Raw genomic sequence first — 19482 nt, 5'->3', positions numbered from 1 at the left:
GGGGGGTGACCGCCTACGAGCCCGCCGGTGCGCCGGACCCCGGTTCCGGCTCCGCCGAGCCGCCGGACACCGCCGCGTACGACGCCGTCGTGCTCGCCGGCGGTGCCGCCCGCCGACTGGGCGGTGCCGACAAACCAGGTGTGCGCGTGGGCGGCCGGGCCCTGCTCGACCGTGTGCTCGCCGCGTGCGAGGGCGCGCGCACGACCGTCGTCGTCGCCGCACCCCGGCCGACCGCACGGCCGGTGACCTGGGCCCGCGAGGACCCGCCCGGCGGCGGCCCGCTCGCCGCGCTCGACGCCGGGCTGCGCCGCACCACGGCGGAGCACGTCGTGGTGCTCTCCGCCGACCTGCCGTTCCTGCGGGAGCGGACCGTCGCCCGGCTCCTGGAGGCGCTGCGCACCGGTGCGGGCGACGGCGTGCTGCTCACCGACCCCGGCGGCCGTGACCAGCCGCTGGTGGCCGCCTACCGTGCCCCGCGACTGCGCGCCGCGTGCGCGCTCCTCGCCGGCCGGCACGGCGGCCTGAGCGGCCTCCCCCTCCGGCGTCTCGTCGCCGAGCTGGACCTCACCCGCGTCAGCGACCCCGTCGCGTCCTTCGACTGCGACACCTGGGACGACATCGCCACTGCCAGGGCACGCATCAGGGAGCATGGGAACGTGTTGGATGAATGGATTTCCGCCGTCAAGGACGAACTGGGACTCGACCTCGAGGTCGACACCCGCGGCCTGCTCGACCTCGCCCGCGACGCCGCCCACGGTGTGGCCAGGCCCGCGGCACCGCTGACCACCTTCCTCGTCGGCTATGCGGCCGCACAGGCGGGCGGCGGTCCCGAGGCGGTCGCCGAGGCCGCCCGCAAGGCCGCGGCCCTCGCCGCCCGCTGGGCACAGGAGAGCGCCCCGGAGGCCCCGCCCGCCCAGGGCGACGTGGCCCCCGACGCGACTCCCGACACCCGCCCGGACGCCGGATGACCCCGCCCCGCAGCCGTATCGGTGAGGACGCCGAAGACCTCGACGTCGAGGAGGTGCTCGCGCTCGTGAGGAACAGCGGCGACACCACCCGCGGCGCCCCCGGCCACGAGCCCGGCGCCCCCGGCCACGAGCCCGGTGACGACGGCCGCGGCCCGAGCGGCCACGGTCACCCGCCCGGCGGCTCCCCCGCCCGGGACGCCGCTCCCCCGGCCGGTCACCGGCACCGCGCCACCCCCTGGCCGGAGGCCCGGGCCCGCGCCGAACGCGCCGCCCGCGGCATCACCCGGGCCGCCCGCCGCGCCCCCGTCTCGGTGCCGCTGGACACCGCCCTCGGCCTCACCCTGGCCGCCCCGCTCGACGCCCTCACCGACCTCCCCTCCTTCGACACCTCCGCGATGGACGGCTGGGCGGTCGCCGGGCCCGCCCCCTGGGCCGTACGGGAGGAGGGCGTCCTCGCCGGGCACGCCGGACAGGAGCCCCTCACCGACGGCGAGGCCGTCCGTATCGCCACCGGCGCTCGCATCCCCGCGGACACCACCGCCGTCCTGCGCAGCGAGCACGGCCGCACCGACGACACGGGCCGCCTGTACGCGACCCGGGAGGTCGTCCCCGGCCAGGACATCCGCCCCCGCGGCCAGGAGTGCCGCACCGGCGACCAGCTCCTCGCGGCCGGCACCCTCGTCACCCCGGCCGTCCTCGGGCTCGCCGCGGCGGCCGGGTACGACACCGTCACCGCCGTCCCCCGCCCCCGCGTCGACGTCCTCGTCCTCGGCGACGAACTGCTCACCGAGGGGCTGCCGCACGACGGGCTGATCCGGGACGCGCTCGGCCCGATGCTGCCGCCCTGGCTGCGGGCGCTCGGCGCCGAGGTCACCGCCGTGCGGCGCATCCGTGATGACGCCGACGCCCTGCATGAGGCGATCGGCACGTCCGAGGCCGACGTCGTCGTCACCACCGGCGGCACCGCGGCGGGCCCCGTCGACCACCTCCATCCCACCCTGCGCCGCCTCGGTGCCGAACTCCTCGTCGACGGTGTCGCTGTGCGCCCCGGCCACCCCATGCTGCTGGCCCGCACCGGTGAGGCCCAGCACCTGGTCGGACTGCCGGGCAACCCGCTGGCCGCCGTCTCCGGGCTGCTGACGCTCGCCGAGCCGCTGCTGCGGATCCTCGCGGCCCGGCCCGCCCCGGAGCCGTACACCGTCCCGCTGCGCGACGCCGTGCAGGGGCACCCCCACGACACCCGGCTCGTGCCGGCCGTCCTGCGCGGTGACCAGGCCGTGCCGCTCCACTACAACGGCCCGGCCATGCTGCGCGGCATGGCCGCGGCCGACGCGCTGGCCGTCGTCCCTCCCGGCGGCACCCGGCCCGGGCAGGAGGCGGAACTGCTCGACCTGCCCTGGGCGTCCGCAGGAATCGGGGTGTGTTTCACGTGAAACTTCCGGGCCAGGACGCCATCGCCCGCCAGGCCGACGAACATCTGGTGACCCACCGGGTGAAGCTGCCCAGGAAGGTGGTGGAGCATCCGATCCGCCAGGTCGCCCGGCGGCTCTCCATCGCTCTCGTGGTCCTCGTCGTCACCGCGCTGATCGTCTACGCCGACCGGGCCGGCTACAACGACAACGCGGGCGGCGGCGTCGACCTCCTCGACGCCTTCTACTACGCGACCGTCACCCTCTCCACCACGGGCTACGGTGACATCACGCCGGCGAGCGACACCGCCCGGCTCACGAACATCCTGCTCATCACGCCCCTGCGCGTGCTCTTCCTGATCATCCTGGTCGGCACCACCCTCGAAGCCCTCACCGAGCGCACCCGGGAGGAGTGGCGACTGACCCGCTGGAGGTCCACCTTGCGCGATCACACCGTCGTCATCGGCTTCGGCACCAAGGGCCGGTCGGCGATCCGGACCGTCTGCGCGACGGGGCTGAAGAAGGAACAGGTCGTCGTGGTCGACCCCAGTTCCAAGGTGATCGATGCCGCGACCGCCGAGGGCTACGCGGGCATCGTCGGGGACGCCACCCGCAGCGAGGTGCTCAAGCGGGCCGAGGTGCACCGGGCGCGCCAGATCATCATCGCCACCCAGCGCGACGACACGGCCGTCCTGGTGACGCTGACGGCCCGGCAGCTCAACCGCGGGGCGAAGATCGTGGCCGCCGTGCGCGAGGAGGAGAACGCGCCGCTGCTCAAGCAGTCCGGAGCCGACGCGGTCATCACCAGCGCAAGCGCCGCGGGCCGGCTGCTCGGTCTGTCCGTCCTCAGCCCGTCGGCCGGCATGGTGATGGAGGACCTCATCCATCAGGGCAGCGGGCTCGACATCGTCGAACGGCCCGTCGTCAAGGCCGAGGTGGGCAAGACGCCGCGGGAGGTCGACGACCTGGTGGTGAGCGTCATACGCGGTCACCGGGTGCTCGGATACGACGATCCGGCGGTCGGGAGGCTGGAACTGGCGGACCGGCTCATCACCATCGTGCGGAAGACACCGGCGACCCGGGTCGCGCCCGACATCCGCCCGCTGCCCCACAACTGACCGAACGGCTCGACAGGAAACGGGCTACCGGCCGCCACGCACCCCCGTCGCGCGGCGGCCGGCTCCCCGTCCGGGCCCTACTTGCGGTTGTACAGCCGCATCGTGACGGGCCCGAAGACCAGCACGAACAGCCCGGCCCAGCCCAGCGACCAGGCGACCTCGCCCGCCGGCCAGTCGCCCGCCATCAGACCGCGCACCGCCGACGCCAGATGCGTGATGGGGCTGTTGTTGACGAACGCCTGCAGCCAGCCCGGCATGGTCGACGGATCGACGAACACGTTGGACAGGAAGGTGAGCGGGAAGATCACCATCATGCTGACGCCCATCACCGACTTCTCCGTGCGCAGCATCAGCCCGAACATCGTCCAGATCCACGAGAAGGCGAACGAGAACAGCACCAGCAGGGCGATCCCGGCGAGCACACCGGCGACCCCGCCGTCCGGCCGGTAGCCGAGGATGACGCCGACGGTCAGCATCACGACCGACGCGATGGTGTAGCGCAGGGCGTCGCCGAGCAGATAGCCGACCATCGTGGACGGCCGCCAGATCGGCAGGCTGCGGAACCGGTCGAAGACGCCCTTCTCGATGTCGGTGTTGACCGAGACGCCCGTGTACATCGTGATCATCACGACCGACATCACGAGGATGCCCGGCAGCAGGAACTGGATGTACTCCTCCGGCGAGCCGGCCAGCGCCCCGCCGAACAGGTACGTGTACATCAGCACCATCATGATCGGGAACGCCGTGACGTCGAAGAGCTGCTCCGGCACGTGCTTGATCTTGAGGATCGCCCGCCAGCCGAAGGTCATCGAAGCCGACCAGGCGCTGGGCCGCCGGGGCCGCTCCCTGGTGATGAGCAGGGCGGCGAGGGACTCGGTGCTGACCGGGGCGAGTTCCTTGTTCTCGGTGGTCGTCGCGGTGCTCATGCCGCCACCTCGTCCTTCCGGGTGCCGGTGCGGTCGGGGGAGTCGTGCGTGTCGTGGCCGGTGAGGGCGAGGAACACCTCGTCCAGGCTGGGCTGGCCCAGCGAGAAGTTGTCGACGGTGATCCCCGCCCGGGCCAGCTCGCCCAAGGCGCGGGAGGCCTGCTCGGCGGCGGAGTCGTCACTGGCCGCCGTGCCCAGGCGGGCGGTCAGGGCCACCGGGTCGGGCTCCAGCTGCACCTGCGCGTCCAGGGCCCGGCGCAGCAGATCGGCCGCCAGCTCCCGCCGGTCGGGGTCGCGCAGCCGCAGATGGACGGACCCGGCGCCGACGGACGCCTTCAGCTCGCCCTTGGTGCCCTCGGCGATCACCCGGCCGCGGTCGATGACGGCGATCCGCGACGCCAGCTGGTCGGCCTCGTCCAGGTACTGCGTGGTCAGCAGCACGGTGGTGCCCTGGGCGACCACCGCCCGCACGATGTCCCACACCTGGTTGCGGCTGCGCGGGTCCAGGCCGGTCGTCGGCTCGTCCAGGAACAGCAGGTCGGGGGTGTTGAGGATGGAGGCGGCGATGTCGATGCGGCGCCGCATGCCGCCCGAGTAGTGCTTGACCTGCTTCCCGGCCGCCTCCGTCAGCCCGAAGGCCTCCAGGAGCTGGGCGGCGCGGTCCCGGGCGGCCCTCTTGTGGTGGCCGAGGAGACGGCCGAGCAGGACCAGGTTCTCGGTTCCGGTGAGGTCCTCGTCGACCGACGCGTACTGGCCGGTGAGGCTCACCCGGCCGCGCACCTCGTCGGCCTCGCGGACGATGTCGTGGCCGAAGACATGCGCCTCGCCTCCGTCCGGCCGCAGCAGGGTGGCGAGCATCTTCACGGTGGTGGTCTTGCCGGCGCCGTTCGGGCCGAGGACGCCGTAGACCGTGCCCGCGGGTACGGAAAGGTCCACTCCGTCGACGGCTCTGGTCTCGCCGAACGTCTTCACCAGGCCCGCGGTCTCGATCGCCAGGCCGGTGGTCTGCGTGCTCATGCTTCGGGTCCTTCCGTGCACGGGGGCTACGCATGGGGAGACCTTCACCGTCGCGCAAACTCATCGGTCCCGCACACGGGTTTTCACCGGACCCCGACCCGTGGCCGTGGAAGGGACCGTGCCGGGGACGGACGGGACTCCGCCCGGGAAGCGGGGGGTACCGTCCGTGACATGCATGCGATCACGATTCCCGAACCTGGTGGGCCCGAGGCGCTGGTCTGGGCCGAGGTGCCCGATCCGGTGCCCGGCGAGGGCGAGGTCCTGGTCGAGGTGACGGCCGGTGCCGTCAACCGGGCCGACATCCTGCAGCGGCAGGGCTTCTACGACCCGCCGCCCGGCACGTCCCCCTACCCCGGCCTGGAGTGCTCCGGGCGGATCGCCGAGGTGGGCACCGGCGTCTCCGGCTGGAACGTCGGCGACGAGGTGTGCGCGCTGCTCTCCGGCGGCGGCTACGCCGAAAAGGTGGTCGTCCCGGCCGGGCAGCTGCTGCCCGTGCCCCAGGGCGTCGGCCTGAAGGAGGCGGCGGCGCTGCCCGAGGTGACCTGCACGGTCTGGTCGAACGTCTTCATGATCGCCCACCTGCGTCCCGGTGAGACGCTGCTGGTGCACGGCGGCTCCAGCGGCATCGGCACGATGGCCGTCCAGCTCGGCAAGGCCGTGGGCGCGCGGGTCGCCGTCACGGCCGGCACCAGGGAGAAGCTGGACCGGTGCGCCGAGCTGGGCGCCGACATCCTGGTCAACTACCGCGAGCAGGACTTCGTCGAGGAGGTGCGGAAGGCGACGGACGGCGCCGGGGCCGACGTCATCCTCGACAACATGGGCGCGAAGTACCTGGACCGCAACGTCAGGGCCCTGGCCGTCAACGGCCGTCTCGCGATCATCGGCATGCAGGGCGGGGTGAAGGGCGAGCTGAACATCGGCGCCCTGCTCGCCAAGCGCGCCGCCGTCAGCGCGACGTCCCTGCGGGCCCGGCCGCCGGAGGAGAAGGCGGCGATCGTCGCGGCCGTGCGCGAGCACGTCTGGCCCCTGTTCCCCGGCGGTCACCTGCGCCCGGTCGTGGACCGCGAGATCCCGATGCGGGAGGCGTCCACGGCCCACCGGGTGCTGGAGGAGAGCAGCCACGTCGGCAAGGTGCTCCTGATCGCGCCCGGAGCCGCCTGAGCCCGCGGCCGGCGCCCGGCGCGGGATCTGGCCTCGTGCTCTTGATCGTGCCGGGCGGCTGTGTGAGCCCGCGGCCGGCACCCCGAGCCGGGGATCGGGCCTCGTGTGCCTGGTCGCGGCAGGGGCTGCGGGAGCCTGCGGTCGGCGTTCCGCGCGGGGGACGTGGCCTGGTGCTCTTGGTCGTGCCGGGGGCTGCCTGAGCCCGCGGCCGGCACCCGCGCGGGATCAGGCCTCGTGCTCTTGGTCGTGCCGGGGGCTGCCTGGGCCTGCGGCCGGCACCCGCGCGGGATCAGGCCTCGTGCTCTTGGTCGCGCCGAGGACTGCCTGGGCCTGCGGCCCCCCGCGCCGGGATCTGGGCCCATGTCCCTGGCCGCGCCGAGCGCTTGTACTGCCTGAGCCCGCGGCCGGCACCCGCGCCCGGGATCCGGCCTCGTGCGCTCTTGGCCGCGCCCGGGATCCGGCCTCGTGCGCTCTTGGCCGCGCCCGGGGCCACTTGAGCTCGCGGTCGGCACCCCGCGCCGGGGATCCGCCCCCGCCTAGACCCGCCGCAGCCGCAGGGCCACGAACGCGAGACCCAGGCCCAGTCCGATGAGGACCAGTCCGCTGCCCAGCGGCAGGATGCGGAGGACCGGGCCGGTGGAGCGGTCGGCGCGGGTGGTGGCGGCCTGCCGTACGGGCTGGTCCGTCGGATCGGCGGGCTCGGGGACGGCCTCCTCGGCGGGGTCGGGCGCCGGGGTGTCGTCCGCGACGGCCTGCTCCTCCCCGGCGTCCCGCGGCCGGCCCGGCCGTTCCCGGCCCTCGCCCGCCCGGGTCCCGGCCCGTGAGGGCTTGCCGGGGCCCGGGGACGCCGCCCGTGCGGACGGCGCCGCGACGGCGGAGGGCGCGGCCAGGGCTGACGGCGCGGCCAGGGCTGACGGCGCGGCCCGGGCCGTCCGGGCCGCCAGGAGCGGCGGTGTCGCCCGGGCCGTCGGAGCGGCCGGGACCGCCGGGGCCCGCGAGACCTCCGGCGCCGCCGTGCCGGCGGTCGCCGCCACGGCGGAGGACGCCGCCCCGGTGGAAGAAGCCGCCGGGACGGAAGGCGCCGCCGTGGCCGACGGTACTGCGGCGGCCGACGGCACGGCCGGCGCCGCCGGGACCGACGGCACCTCCGGGGCGGCGGCCGCGCCCGGCGGGGCCGCGGCCTCCTCGTCGTACAGATGGACGGCACCGTGGGACTGCGCGGCACCGAAAGGTGAGACGACCGCACCCGCCCCCAGGACGACCACCAGTCCGGTCGCCCGCAGTGCGCGTAGCCATGGAGTCACGTGGGTGACCCCCTCCCGCCGTGCCCGGTAGGGCGGCATCGGCAAGTTCGGTCATGTCAAGCCATCAGCCTCACACCACCCCACCCGTCCGGCACTCCGGGTTCGCCCGACAGGCGGACCCCCCTCGCACCGGCCCCGTGCGGGGGCACCAGGCGGACGAGGTGCCGGCGTGCGAGAGAATGGCGCCATGGAGATGCCGAGGAACGAACGGTCGCAGGAGAACCCGCAGATTCTGGTCGTGGGCCAGGACGGCATGGCGCTCGGCGGCGGTGGCGGCGGAGACGAGGACTCCCGCGAGACCCCCATCACGGAGCAGGTGGAGCAGCCCGCGAAGGTCATGCGGATCGGCAGCATGATCAAGCAGCTTCTGGAGGAAGTGCGCGCGGCTCCTCTGGACGAGGCCAGCCGGGTCCGGCTCAAGGAGATCCACGCCAGCTCGGTGAAGGAGCTGGAGGACGGGCTGGCGCCCGAGCTGGTCGAGGAGCTGGAGCGGCTCTCCCTGCCCTTCACGGACGAGGCGACCCCGAGCGACGCGGAACTGCGCATCGCGCAGGCCCAGTTGGTCGGCTGGCTGGAGGGCCTCTTCCACGGGATCCAGACCACGCTCTTCGCCCAGCAGATGGCGGCCCGCGCCCAGCTGGAGCAGATGCGCCGCGCGCTTCCGCCCGGCGTCGGCCACGAGGGCCTCGACGAGCAGCACCCGGGCGGCCGTTCGGGCGGTCCCTACCTGTAGGAAGCACCGCTCGAGCGACCCGCACCCGCCATGAGAAGGGCCCGGCAGCAGCAGCCGCCGGGCCCTTCGTGTCCGTGTGCCCCGGCCGTCAGGACGGCGGGTTGCCCGTGGAGACGCTCAGCTCGATCTTGGGCATGTCCTTGGGGTCGACGTCCGCGTCGGCGGACGGGAACTGGTTCATGACCGTTCCGTCGCCGTAGGTGTTCTCGTCGACGTCCTTGATCGTCAGCTGCCAGCCGGCCGCCTGCAGGCAGGCCTTGACCGACGTGATGTTCTTGAACTTGAAGTTCGGGATCTGGATCTTGTCCGGGTCGTTGTACGACTCCCGCGGCTCCGTGCACTCCTCGGTGTCGATCGTCTTCGTCGTGTCCGGGCCGCGGTAGCCCGGCTTCTTCTCCGCCGAGGCGGACGCGGTCGGGCTGCTGCCGCCGCCGCCCTGGTCGTCCTCACCGCCGCCGTTGAGCAGCAGCGCCGTGACGAGGCCGCCCACCGCGACGACGGACACGATGACCGAGCCGATGATCACCGGCCGGTTGCCCCGGCCGCCGCCCTGCGCGGACGCCGTCTGGGGCGACATGGTGTACGGCGGCGGGGTCGACGGGCCGTGCTGCGGGGAGTACGCGGTCGGGGACTGCGCCTGGTAGCCGCCCTGCTGCGGGTAGCCGTAGGCGGGGGCGGGAGCCGGCGTGCCGTACGGGTTCGGGGGCGGGGCCGGCTGGTACGGCGTCTGCACCTGGCCCGAGGGCGCCGGGTTCGCCTGGTCGACCGGCGGGAACACGGCCGAGCCCACCCCCGAGCCGCTCGGTGCCGGCGTGCCCGGGACGATGCTCGGCGGGGCGGCCTGGACGGACGCCGCCACGCGCAGGCACTCGTCCCGCATGGCCTCGGCGCTGGGGAAGCGCTCGTTCGGGTTCTTCTTCAGCGCCCGGGCGATCAGCGCGTCCACGGCCGGCGGCAGCGCGCGGTTGATCGCGGACGGGACCGGCGGCTCCTCCTGGACGTGCGCGTACGCGATGGCCAGCGGCGAGTCCGCGTCGAACGGCAGCCGCCCGGTGACCAGTTGGAAGAGCATGATGCCGACCGAGTACAGGTCGGAGCGGGCGTCCACGCCGCGGCCGAGGGCCTGTTCCGGCGAGAGGTACTGCGGGGTGCCCACGACCATGCCGGTCTGCGTCATCGACGTCACGCCGGACTGCATGGCGCGGGCGATGCCGAAGTCCATGACCTTGACCACGCCGCGCTTGGTCATCATCACGTTGCCCGGCTTGATGTCGCGGTGGACCAGGCCCATCTCGTGGCTGATCTCCAGCGCGGCCAGCACGTCCGCGGTGATCTTCAGTGCCTTGTCGACGGGCATAGCGCCCTGCCGGCGCACGTCCTCGTCGAGCACCGAGCCGAGCGGGCGGCCCTCGACGAACTCCATGACGATGTACGGCGTCGTCAAGCCGTCGAGGGTGTCCTCGCCGGTGTCGAAGACCGACACGATGTTGGTGTGCGTGAGCTTGGCCACGGACTGGGCCTCGCGGCGGAAGCGCTCGCGGAAGGCCTGCTCCCGCCCGAGCTCCGTGTGCAGTGTCTTGATGGCGACCTGCCGGTCGAGCACGCTGTCGTAGGCGAGGTGCACCGACGCCATGCCGCCCTGGCCGAGGAGATCACGCAGCTGGTAGCGGCCACTGGCGAGCGCCCGCCCCGCGTACTGGCCCTGTGCGCCGTCCTGGCTCATGTTCCCCGTCCCCCGTGGCCTCTGCAGACGCCGCCGCTTGTCACTGATCCGTCGTTGATCGAAACCGCCATTCCCGGCCAAGTCTGCCCCAGGGCACTGACACGTCAAGCTCGGTGCCCGTTCCGTGACCGTACGCGAAAGAAGCGTCGCGGAAGCGTTACCGCGGGCGTACGGCCGGTACACAGAATTTGCACGACAGCGCGGGGTGACGGTTTCATGGCCCGTCCGTCTCGTGCCGGTCCTGGCACCCGTCTCGGACCGGAGGCTTGCGCGGAGGCTGTAGCGTGGCCGACGGAGACCGTAACAACACCGCGCGCACCGCGGGCAGAAACGACGGCGAGGACTGATGGCACAGCAGCAGCGCGCTCAGGGCCCGTCCGACCCCGAGGCGACTGGCGGCGGCATGTCGGACGCGCCGGAGTCCTGGGGTAACGGCGGGCTGGTCGGGGACGGCCGGTACCGGCTGACCGGCAGACTCGGCCGGGGCGGTATGGCCGAGGTGTTCGCCGCCGAGGACGTCCGCCTCGGGCGCACCGTCGCCGTCAAGCTGCTCCGCTCCGACCTCGCCGAGGACCCGGTGTCCAAGGCGCGCTTCACGCGCGAGGCCCAGTCCGTGGCCGGTCTCAACCACCATGCCATCGTCGCCGTGTACGACTCCGGCGAGGACTTCGTCGGCGGCCAGTCCGTGCCGTACATCGTCATGGAGCTGGTCGAGGGCCGCACCATCCGCGACCTGCTGCTGAACGCCGAGGCACCCGGGCCGGAGCAGGCGCTGATCATCGTCTCCGGCGTCCTGGAGGCGCTGGCCTATTCGCACCAGCACGGCATCGTGCACCGCGACATCAAGCCCGCCAACGTCATCATCACGCACAACGGCGCCGTGAAGGTGATGGACTTCGGCATCGCCCGCGCCCTGCACGGCGCGTCGACGACGATGACGCAGACCGGCATGGTCATGGGCACCCCGCAGTACCTCTCCCCGGAGCAGGCGCTCGGCAAGGCCGTCGACCACCGCTCCGACCTGTACGCCACGGGCTGCCTGCTCTACGAACTGCTCTCGCTGCGCCCGCCGTTCACCGGCGAGACCCCGCTGTCGGTGGTCTACCAGCACGTCCAGGACATCCCGACCCCGCCGTCCGAGACCTCCGACGCCTGCCCCCCGGAGCTCGACGGCCTGGTCATGCGCTCCCTCGCCAAGGACCCCGACGACCGCTTCCAGACGGCCGAGGAGATGCGCGGACTGGTCCAGTACGCGCTGCAGATGCTCTACGACCAGGGCGGCCACACCGGCACCTGGAACACCGGCCCGGTCGACATGCACGAGGGCCGGCACACCCCGTCGGGCGGCTTCGCCCAGACCGCCGTGATGGGCCACCCCGGGGACGCCTCCGGCACGACCCAGATCCCCTCGCCTATCCTGCCCGCCGGCTACGGCGGCGACGACGGCGGCTTCGAGGGGCACGGCAACAAGGGCAGCGGCCGCGGCAAGCTGTGGATCCTCGCCGTGCTGGCGGTGATCGCGGTCGCCGCCGGTGTCGCCCTGGCGCTGCAGAACACCGGTGGCGGCCAGGACGACCCGGGCAAGAAGCAGTCGCCGACCACCTCGCAGACGGCCGAGGAGAAGAAGCCCAGCGAGACGCCGAGCGACGACGCCACCGAGGAGCCGACCGACACGACCACGGACGACGGCACCGGTACCGGCACGGGGAACGGCAACGGCAACGGCAACTGGACGCCGTCGTACACCCCGTCCTACACGCCGTCGCAGAGCGCTCCCGAGACGCCCACGAACGAGCCGACGGACGAGCCGACGACCCAGGATCCGACCGGCGAGCCGACCCCCGAGGAGCCCGGCGACCCGGGCGGCACGCCCCCGGGCGACGCGGGCGGCACGGACGCCGGCACCACCACCGGTGTCGTCGGCGGTTCCGGAGGCGAGGACGGCCCCTGACCCGTCCGGCAGACGCCGACAAAACACACCATTCACGCGCGCGTGGGACCCGGGGACGGGGCCACGCGCGCGTGCCGTTTCGCCGCGCCCACAAGTGGACTCTTCCCGTGACCTGGGTCACCGGGTTAACGTGCGGTAGCTCCGGCCTCCTGCAAGGCTGTGACCTGGGACCCTTCGGCACCTTCCCGATTTACTTGGATATCCAAGCAAAATCGCAGGTCAGAAGGGGTTTCACAGAAATGTGGCGCACTGGGTAACGTGCTTTCTGCAGGGCGCTCGCCGGGGCACCTGTCACGCCTGTTCCCGGCCGAGTGGCACCCACCCCGTGCCCGGTGGTCGAAACAGGTGAGCCGCACTGGCCTACCGGCAACCCCGGGGGCCGGACCGACGGAGGAGCACACGTGACCGTGGAGAGCACTGCCGCGCGCACACCGCGACGCAGCGCCGGAAGCAAGGCCGGCACCACCGGCACCAAGCGCACCACCCGCACCACCGCCAAGAAGGACGCCGGCGCGAAGGGCACCGAGCCCCAGCTCGTGCAGCTGCTGACGCCCGAGGGCAAGCGCGTCAAGAACGCCGAGTTCGACAAGTACGTCGCCGGTGTCACCCCGGAAGAGCTCCGCGGCCTCTACCGCGACATGGTGCTCACCCGCCGCTTCGACGCGGAGGCCACCGCCCTGCAGCGCCAGGGCGAGCTGGGCCTGTGGGCCTCGCTGCTCGGCCAGGAGGCCGCCCAGATCGGTTCCGGCCGCGCCCTGCGCGACGACGACTACGTCTTCCCCACCTACCGCGAGCACGGCGTCGCCTGGTGCCGCGGGGTGGACCCGACCAACCTGCTCGGCATGTTCCGCGGCGTGAACAACGGAGGCTGGGACCCCAACGGCAACAACTTCCACCTCTACACGATCGTCATCGGCTCCCAGACGCTGCACGCCACCGGCTACGCGATGGGCGTCGCCAAGGACGGCGCGGACAGCGCGGTGATCGCCTACTTCGGCGACGGCGCCTCCAGCCAGGGCGACGTGGCCGAGTCGTTCACCTTCTCCGCGGTCTACAACGCCCCGGTCGTGTTCTTCTGCCAGAACAACCAGTGGGCCATCTCCGAGCCCACCGAGAAGCAGTCCCGCGTCCCGATCTACCAGCGCGCCCAGGGCTTCGGCTTCCCGGGCGTCCGGGTCGACGGCAACGACGTGCTCGGCTGCCTCGCGGTCACCCGCTGGGCCCTGGAGCGGGCCCGCAGCGGCGAGGGCCCCACCCTCGTCGAGGCGTTCACGTACCGCATGGGCGCCCACACCACCTCCGACGACCCCACCCGCTACCGGGGCGACGAGGAGCGCCAGGCCTGGGAGGCCAAGGACCCGATCCTGCGCCTGCGCCGGTACCTGGAAGCCTCGAACCACGCGGACGAGGCGTTCTTCGTGGAACTGGAGACCGAGTCCGAGGCGTTGGGCAGACGAGTGCGCGAGGCGGTCCGCGCCATGCCGGACCCGGACCGCTTCGCGATCTTCGAGAACGTGTACGCGGACGGACACGCGCTGGTCGACGAGGAGCGCGCCCAGTTCGCCGCTTACCAGGCGTCGTTCGCCGACGAGGGGGGCAACTGACATGGCCGAGAAGATGGCACTGGCCAAGGCGATCAACGAGTCGCTGCGCCGCGCTCTGGACTCCGACCCCAAGGTCCTGATCATGGGCGAGGACGTCGGCAAGCTCGGCGGTGTCTTCCGGGTGACGGACGGCCTGCAGAAGGACTTCGGCGAGAGCCGCGTCATCGACACCCCGCTCGCCGAGTCGGGCATCGTCGGCACGGCGATCGGCCTGGCCCTGCGCGGCTACCGCCCGGTGGTGGAGATCCAGTTCGACGGCTTCGTCTTCCCGGCGTACGACCAGATCGTCACGCAGCTCGCGAAGATGCACGCCCGCTCGCTGGGCAAGGTCAAGATGCCCGTCGTCGTCCGGATCCCCTACGGCGGCGGCATCGGCGCGGTCGAGCACCACTCGGAGTCCCCCGAGGCCCTCTTCGCGCACGTGGCGGGCCTGAAGATCGTCAGCCCGTCGAACGCGTCGGACGCGTACTGGATGATGCAGCAGGCCATCCAGAGCGACGACCCGGTGATCTTCTTCGAGCCCAAGCGCCGCTACTGGGACAAGGGCGAGGTCAACACGGAGGCGATCCCGGGCCCGCTGCACAAGGCCCAGGTGGTCCGCGAGGGCACGGATCTGACGCTGGCCGCCTACGGCCCGATGGTGAAGCTCTGCCAGGAGGCCGCCGCCGCGGCCGCCGAGGAGGGCAAGAACCTGGAGGTGCTGGACCTGCGCTCGGTCTCCCCGGTCGACTTCGACGCGATCCAGGCCTCGGTGGAGAAGACCCGCCGCCTGGTCGTCGTCCACGAGGCGCCGGTGTTCTTCGGCTCGGGCGCGGAGATCGCCGCCCGGATCACGGAGCGCTGCTTCTACCACCTGGAGGCCCCGGTGCTGCGCGTCGGCGGCTACCACGCGCCGTACCCGCCGGCCCGCCTGGAGGAGGAGTACCTGCCCAACCTGGACCGGGTGCTGGATGCCGTCGACCGCTCGCTGGCGTACTGAGGAGAGGGTCGTGACGACGATGACGGAAGCGTCCGTGCGCGAGTTCAAGATGCCCGACGTGGGCGAGGGACTCACCGAGGCCGAGATCCTCAAGTGGTACGTCCAGCCCGGTGACACGGTCACCGACGGCCAGGTGGTGTGCGAGGTCGAGACGGCGAAGGCGGCCGTCGAACTGCCCATCCCCTACGACGGCGTGGTCCGGGAGCTGCACTTCCCGGAGGGCACCACGGTCGACGTGGGCACGTCGATCATCGCGGTGGACGTGAGCGGCGGCGCCGCCCCCGCGCCCACCCCCGCGCCCGCCGCCGAGCCGCAGCCGGAGGCGCCGGCCGCCGTGGCGGAGCCGAAGGCCGAGGGCTCCGGCCGCCAGCCGGTCCTGGTCGGCTACGGAGTGGCGGCCTCGTCCACCCGCCGCCGCCCCCGCAAGGGCCCGGAGGTCCCGGTCCAGCAGGCCTCGACGGCGATCCACACGGAGCTGAACGGCCACGGCCCGCAGGGCCCGGCCGCCCCCGCCCCCACCGTGCCCGCCCCGGCCGGTGCGAGCCGGCCGCTGGCCAAGCCGCCGGTGCGCAAGCTGGCCAAGGACCTGGGCGTGGACCTGGCGACGGTGACGCCGACCGGCCCGGACGGGATCATCACGCGCGAGGACGTGCACGCGGCGGTGGCCGCGGCCACGACCCGGGCGGCCGAGCCCGCCGCGGCCCCCGCCCCGGTCGCCGCCCCGGCCCCGGCGTCGTACGACACCGCGCGCGAGACCCGCATCCCCATCAAGGGGGTCCGCAAGGCGACGGCGGCGGCGATGGTGGGCTCGAAGTTCACCGCGCCGCACGTCACGGAGTTCGTGACGGTCGACGTGACGCGCACGATGAAGCTGATCGAGGAGCTGAAGGGGGACAAGGAGTTCGCGGGCCTGCGCGTGAACCCCCTGCTGCTGATCGCCAAGGCCCTGCTCGTCGCGATCAAGCGCAACCCGGACGTCAACGCGTCCTGGGACGAGGCGGCCCAGGAGATCGTGGTCAAGCACTACGTGAACCTGGGCATCGCCGCGGCGACCCCGCGCGGTCTGATCGTGCCGAACATCAAGGACGCCCACGCCAAGACGCTGCCGCAGCTGGCGCAGTCACTGGGCGAGCTGGTGGCGACGGCCCGGGAGGGCAGGACGTCCCCGGCGGCCATGCAGGGCGGCACGGTGACGATCACCAACGTCGGCGTCTTCGGCGTCGACACGGGCACGCCGATCCTCAACCCCGGCGAGTCCGCGATCCTCGCGGTCGGTGCGATCAAGCTTCAGCCGTGGGTCCACAAGGGCAAGGTCAAGCCCCGTCAGGTGACCACCCTGGCCCTGTCCTTCGACCACCGCCTGGTCGACGGCGAGCTGGGCTCGAAGGTCCTGGCCGACGTGGCGGCGATCCTGGAGCAGCCGAAGCGCCTGATCACCTGGGCGTGAGGGACCGGGACACGGGAAAGGGGGCTCGCCGCCGGCTGCGGCGAGCCCCCTTTCCGTGTGTCCTTCTTTCCTGCGCTACTTGCTGAAGCCGTAGTTGAGCAGCTTCGTCGCGTCGGTCTTGCGGGCGGTCCCGTCGGTCGAGGCGAGAACCGTGCCGATGACCGTCTTGCCGCTGCGGGTCGCGGCGAACACCAGGCAGTACCCGGCCTCCGGGCCGGAGCCGGTCTTGACGCCGATCGCGCCGGAGTAGCTGCCGAGCAGCGGGTTGGTGTTCGTCCACGGCGCCATCGTCCGCGTGCCGCCGGACTTGGTGGTCGTCTTCGCCGTGTACGACTTCGTCTTGACGACCGTGCGGAACGTGGAGTTCTTCATCGCGGCGCTGGCGAGCTTCGTCAGGTCGCGCGGGGTGGAGTAGTTCGCGCCCTTGCCGATGCCGTCGAACGAGTCGAAGTGGGTGTTCTTCAGACCCAGGTTCTTGGCGGTGGTGTTCATCTTGCCGATGAACGACTTCACGCGCTCCGACCGCGACGAGCCGGAGCCGAACTTGTCGGCGAGCGCGTACGCGGCGTCGCAGCCGGACGGCAGCATCAGCCCGTAGAGCAGCTGGCGGACGGTGACCTTGTCGCCGACGATCAGCTTGGCGTTCGACGCCCAGTTGTTGTCGACGATGTAGTCGCTGTACGCCTTCTGGATCGTGACCTTGCTGTCCAGGTTGAGGTTCGACTGCTTCAGCACCACCAGGGCAGTCATGATCTTGGTGGTGGAACCGGTCGAGCGGCGCGTGTCGGCGGCCTTGGTGTAGAGCGACGTGCCGGTCGCGTTGTTCATCGCGTAGCCGCCCTTGGCGGCGATCGTGGGCGCCGAGGCGGCGTGCGCCGGCGCGACGGTGAGGGCTCCGGTCGCGAGCATGGCGCCGGTGGTCACGGCGGCGGCCGCGGCTCTGCGGAGACGGTTGCCCTGAATGCCGGTTATCAAGTGAAGTACCCCGATTGCGTCGAATGCCTCAACGGTGCGGCCGAGTTGAGGACGAGGGGAAAGGGGCCGCACGTGTCTGACTCGTAACTAGCACACGTGGTTGTGCTGTTGCCGAGGGGGACCCGCGCTTTGCCACGGATGTGTGACATTCCAGGGCCGCACGGGTCCGCATCCTGGACGGACGCATCCATGCGTACCTGTTGTATCTATGCTGTCCGCATGACCCTGGCCGTGAAGCAACCGCCCGCCGCCGACCGCGTCTACACCCACGTCAAACAAGGCGTCCTGGAACGCCGTTACGAGGGCGGGACCCTGCTCACCGAGGGCGAGCTCGCCGAGGCCGTGGGCGTCTCGCGCACCCCGGTACGCGAGGCGCTGCTCCGGCTGGAGGCCGAGGGCCTGATCCGGCTCTACCCGAAGAAGGGCGCCCTCGTCCTGCCGGTCTCCGCGCAGGAGATCGCCGACGTCGTCGAGACGCGGCTGCTCGTCGAGGAGCACGCGGCGCGCAAGGCCGTGCCCGCACCCGCCGGGCTCATCGAGCGGCTGGAGGAGCTGCTGGCCCGGCAGAAGAGGCAGGCCGCCGCCGGGGACCTGGCCGGGGCCGCCGTCACCGACCGCTGCTTCCACGCCGAGATCGTCCGCAGCGGCGGCAACGAGATCCTCTCCCGCCTCTACGACCAGCTGCGCGACCGACAGTTGCGCATGGGCGTCGCCGTGATGCACTCCCACCCCGACCGGATCGCCAAGACCCTCGCCGAGCACGAGGAGATCCTCGACGCGCTGCGCGCCGGGGACGCCGAGGCCGCCGTCGGGCTCGTCCACCGGCACATCGGCTGGTTCTCGCACCTGGCCCGCGGGGAGGTCCGGTGAGCGCCGCCGTGACGCCGGGCGACCCTCCGGGCGGGCGGCGGGCGCTGGCCGTCTGGGGCATCGGCGTCTCGGTCTACTTCGTCGCGGTCATCTTCCGCACGTCCCTCGGCGTCGCCGGCCTCGACGCCGCCGACCGCTTCCACGTCAACGCCTCGGCCCTGTCGACCTTCTCCATCCTCCAGCTGCTGGTCTACGCGGGCATGCAGATACCCGTGGGCCTGCTCGTCGACAAGCTCGGCACCAAGAAGGTGCTGGCGCTCGGTGCCGTGCTGTTCACGGCGGGGCAGCTCGGCTTCGCGTTCTCCCCGTCGTACGGCATGGCGCTCGCCTCCCGGGCGCTGCTCGGCTGCGGTGACGCGCTGACGTTCATCAGCGTGCTGCGGCTGGGCACCCGGTGGTTCCCGGCCCGGCGCGGGCCGCTCGTCGCCCAGTTCGCGGGACTGGTCGGCATGGCGGGCAACCTCGTCTCCACGCTCGTCCTGGCCCGGCTGCTGCACGGCGTGGGCTGGACGGCGGCCTTCGCGGGCAGCGCGGCCGCGGGCGCGGTGGTGTTCGTCCTCGTCCTGCTCTTCCTGAAGGACCACCCGGAGGGCCACGAACCGGAGCCGCTGCCGCACCAGGGCGCGGCGTACGTACGGCGCCAGATCGCCGCGTCCTGGCGGGAACCGGGGACGCGGCTGGGCCTGTGGGTGCACTTCACGACCCAGTTCCCGGCGATGGTGTTCCTGCTGCTGTGGGGCCTGCCGTTCCTGGTCGAGGCGCAGGGCCTGTCCCGGGCGACGGCCGGTGAACTCCTCACCCTCGTCGTGCTGGCCAACATGCTCGTCGGCCTCGTCTACGGCCAGGTCGTCGCCCGGCACCACGGGGCGCGGCTGCCGCTCGCGCTCGGCACGGTCGGCGCGACGGCGGTGCTGTGGGCGGCGACGCTGCTGTACCCCGGCGCGCACGCGCCGATGTGGCTGCTGGTCGTGCTGTGCGCGGTGCTCGGGGCGTGCGGGCCCGCCTCGATGATCGGCTTCGACTTCGCCCGCCCCGCGAACCCGCCCGAGCGCCAGGGCACCGCCTCCGGCATCACCAACATGGGCGGCTTCGTGGCCTCCATGACCACGCTGTTCGCCATCGGCGTGCTGCTCGACGCCACCGGGGACGACTACACCGTGGCCTTCTCCGCGGTCTTCGTCCTCCAGGCCCTCGGGGTCAGCCAGATCCTGCGGCTGCGCCGGCGGGCGGCCCGGCGGGAGCGGGAGCGGCTGGTGGCGAGCCGGGTGGAGACGGTGCACGTACCGGCGTAGCCGGCG

Annotated in this window: 16 protein-coding genes; 11 read left to right on the top strand and 5 right to left on the bottom strand. The window is 72.7% G+C overall.

Going from position 1 to position 19482, the window contains the following annotated elements; translation table 11 throughout:
* Nucleotides 1-5 precede the first annotated feature (5 nt).
* Genes ABZY20_RS15415 through ABZY20_RS15405 form a run of 3 tightly spaced genes read left to right on the top strand, consistent with a single transcriptional unit; the run spans nt 6 to nt 3495 of the window.
* A complete protein-coding gene (locus ABZY20_RS15415) occupies nt 6-968 on the top strand; it encodes an NTP transferase domain-containing protein (RefSeq protein WP_356441822.1) in 963 nt (320 codons plus the stop codon).
* The gene (locus tag ABZY20_RS15410) at nt 965-2401 is read left to right on the top strand and encodes a molybdopterin molybdotransferase MoeA (protein ID WP_356441820.1); all 1437 of its coding nucleotides are present in this window, start codon (nt 965-967) and stop codon (nt 2399-2401) included. Before ABZY20_RS15415 ends, ABZY20_RS15410 begins: the two co-directional genes overlap by 4 nt.
* Nucleotides 2398-3495: a potassium channel family protein gene (locus tag ABZY20_RS15405; RefSeq protein WP_356441818.1), complete on the top strand. Its 1098-nt coding sequence runs from the start codon at nt 2398-2400 to the stop codon at nt 3493-3495. The genes ABZY20_RS15410 and ABZY20_RS15405 overlap by 4 nt, the downstream gene beginning before the upstream one ends.
* Nucleotides 3496-3572: 77 nt before the next feature.
* Here ABZY20_RS15405 and ABZY20_RS15400 read toward each other — a convergent pair whose 3' ends face one another.
* A complete protein-coding gene (locus ABZY20_RS15400) occupies nt 3573-4421 on the bottom strand; it encodes an ABC transporter permease (RefSeq protein ID WP_356441816.1) in 849 nt (282 codons plus the stop codon).
* On the bottom strand, nt 4418-5437 hold the full coding sequence (locus tag ABZY20_RS15395; protein WP_356441815.1) for an ATP-binding cassette domain-containing protein: 1020 nt from the start codon (nt 5435-5437) through the stop codon (nt 4418-4420). The genes ABZY20_RS15400 and ABZY20_RS15395 overlap by 4 nt, the downstream gene beginning before the upstream one ends.
* A gap of 171 nt (nt 5438-5608) precedes the next feature.
* Between ABZY20_RS15395 and ABZY20_RS15390 the strand changes: the two genes are divergently transcribed.
* A complete protein-coding gene (locus ABZY20_RS15390) occupies nt 5609-6598 on the top strand; it encodes an NAD(P)H-quinone oxidoreductase (protein WP_356441813.1) in 990 nt (329 codons plus the stop codon).
* 536 nt (nt 6599-7134) lie between these two features.
* Here ABZY20_RS15390 and ABZY20_RS15385 read toward each other — a convergent pair.
* On the bottom strand, nt 7135-7902 hold the full coding sequence (locus tag ABZY20_RS15385) for a hypothetical protein (RefSeq protein ID WP_356441811.1): 768 nt from the start codon (nt 7900-7902) through the stop codon (nt 7135-7137).
* A gap of 187 nt (nt 7903-8089) precedes the next feature.
* Here ABZY20_RS15385 and ABZY20_RS15380 point away from each other — a divergent pair, with 187 nt between their 5' ends.
* On the top strand, nt 8090-8635 hold the full coding sequence (locus tag ABZY20_RS15380; RefSeq protein ID WP_356441809.1) for a bacterial proteasome activator family protein: 546 nt from the start codon (nt 8090-8092) through the stop codon (nt 8633-8635).
* An 88-nt stretch (nt 8636-8723) separates the two neighbouring features.
* On the opposite strand, the gene ABZY20_RS15375 is transcribed toward ABZY20_RS15380, so the two are convergent.
* Entirely contained in the window at nt 8724-10358 is a 1635-nt protein-coding gene (locus tag ABZY20_RS15375) for a protein kinase (protein WP_356441807.1), read from the bottom strand.
* Between the two features lie 346 nt (nt 10359-10704).
* Here ABZY20_RS15375 and ABZY20_RS15370 point away from each other — a divergent pair, with 346 nt between their 5' ends.
* The 4 genes from ABZY20_RS15370 to ABZY20_RS15355 all read left to right on the top strand — a co-directional run bounded on the left by ABZY20_RS15370 (nt 10705) and on the right by ABZY20_RS15355 (nt 16339).
* Nucleotides 10705-12309 carry a protein kinase gene (locus ABZY20_RS15370; RefSeq protein WP_356441805.1) on the top strand — a complete coding sequence of 535 codons (1605 nt, stop codon included), beginning with the start codon at nt 10705-10707 and terminating at the stop codon, nt 12307-12309.
* A 401-nt stretch (nt 12310-12710) separates the two neighbouring features.
* Complete coding sequence (pdhA, locus tag ABZY20_RS15365) at nt 12711-13913, top strand: pyruvate dehydrogenase (acetyl-transferring) E1 component subunit alpha (RefSeq protein WP_356441803.1); 1203 nt, start codon at nt 12711-12713, stop codon at nt 13911-13913.
* 1 nt (nt 13914) lies between these two features.
* Complete coding sequence (locus tag ABZY20_RS15360) at nt 13915-14892, top strand: alpha-ketoacid dehydrogenase subunit beta (RefSeq protein ID WP_356441801.1); 978 nt, start codon at nt 13915-13917, stop codon at nt 14890-14892.
* A 10-nt stretch (nt 14893-14902) separates the two neighbouring features.
* On the top strand, nt 14903-16339 hold the full coding sequence (locus tag ABZY20_RS15355; RefSeq protein WP_356441800.1) for a dihydrolipoamide acetyltransferase family protein: 1437 nt from the start codon (nt 14903-14905) through the stop codon (nt 16337-16339).
* Between the two features lie 75 nt (nt 16340-16414).
* Here ABZY20_RS15355 and ABZY20_RS15350 read toward each other — a convergent pair whose 3' ends face one another.
* The gene (locus ABZY20_RS15350) at nt 16415-17314 is read right to left on the bottom strand and encodes a D-alanyl-D-alanine carboxypeptidase (RefSeq protein WP_356441798.1); all 900 of its coding nucleotides are present in this window, start codon (nt 17312-17314) and stop codon (nt 16415-16417) included.
* Nucleotides 17315-17533: 219 nt separating this feature from the next.
* Here ABZY20_RS15350 and ABZY20_RS15345 point away from each other — a divergent pair, with 219 nt between their 5' ends.
* Together ABZY20_RS15345 and ABZY20_RS15340 are read left to right on the top strand one after the other, a co-directional pair.
* Nucleotides 17534-18184 carry a GntR family transcriptional regulator gene (locus tag ABZY20_RS15345; protein ID WP_356441797.1) on the top strand — a complete coding sequence of 217 codons (651 nt, stop codon included), beginning with the start codon at nt 17534-17536 and terminating at the stop codon, nt 18182-18184.
* Nucleotides 18181-19476, top strand: a complete 1296-nt coding sequence (locus tag ABZY20_RS15340; protein WP_356441795.1) for an MFS transporter — start codon at nt 18181-18183, stop codon at nt 19474-19476. The genes ABZY20_RS15345 and ABZY20_RS15340 overlap by 4 nt, the downstream gene beginning before the upstream one ends.
* Nucleotides 19477-19482 lie beyond the last annotated feature (6 nt).

Origin of the sequence: Streptomyces sp. NPDC006624 (genome assembly GCF_040611555.1) — a bacterium.
In the GTDB taxonomy this organism is placed as follows: Bacteria; Actinomycetota; Actinomycetes; order Streptomycetales; family Streptomycetaceae; genus Streptomyces.
This window is presented reverse-complemented; position numbering and strand designations above follow the sequence as displayed.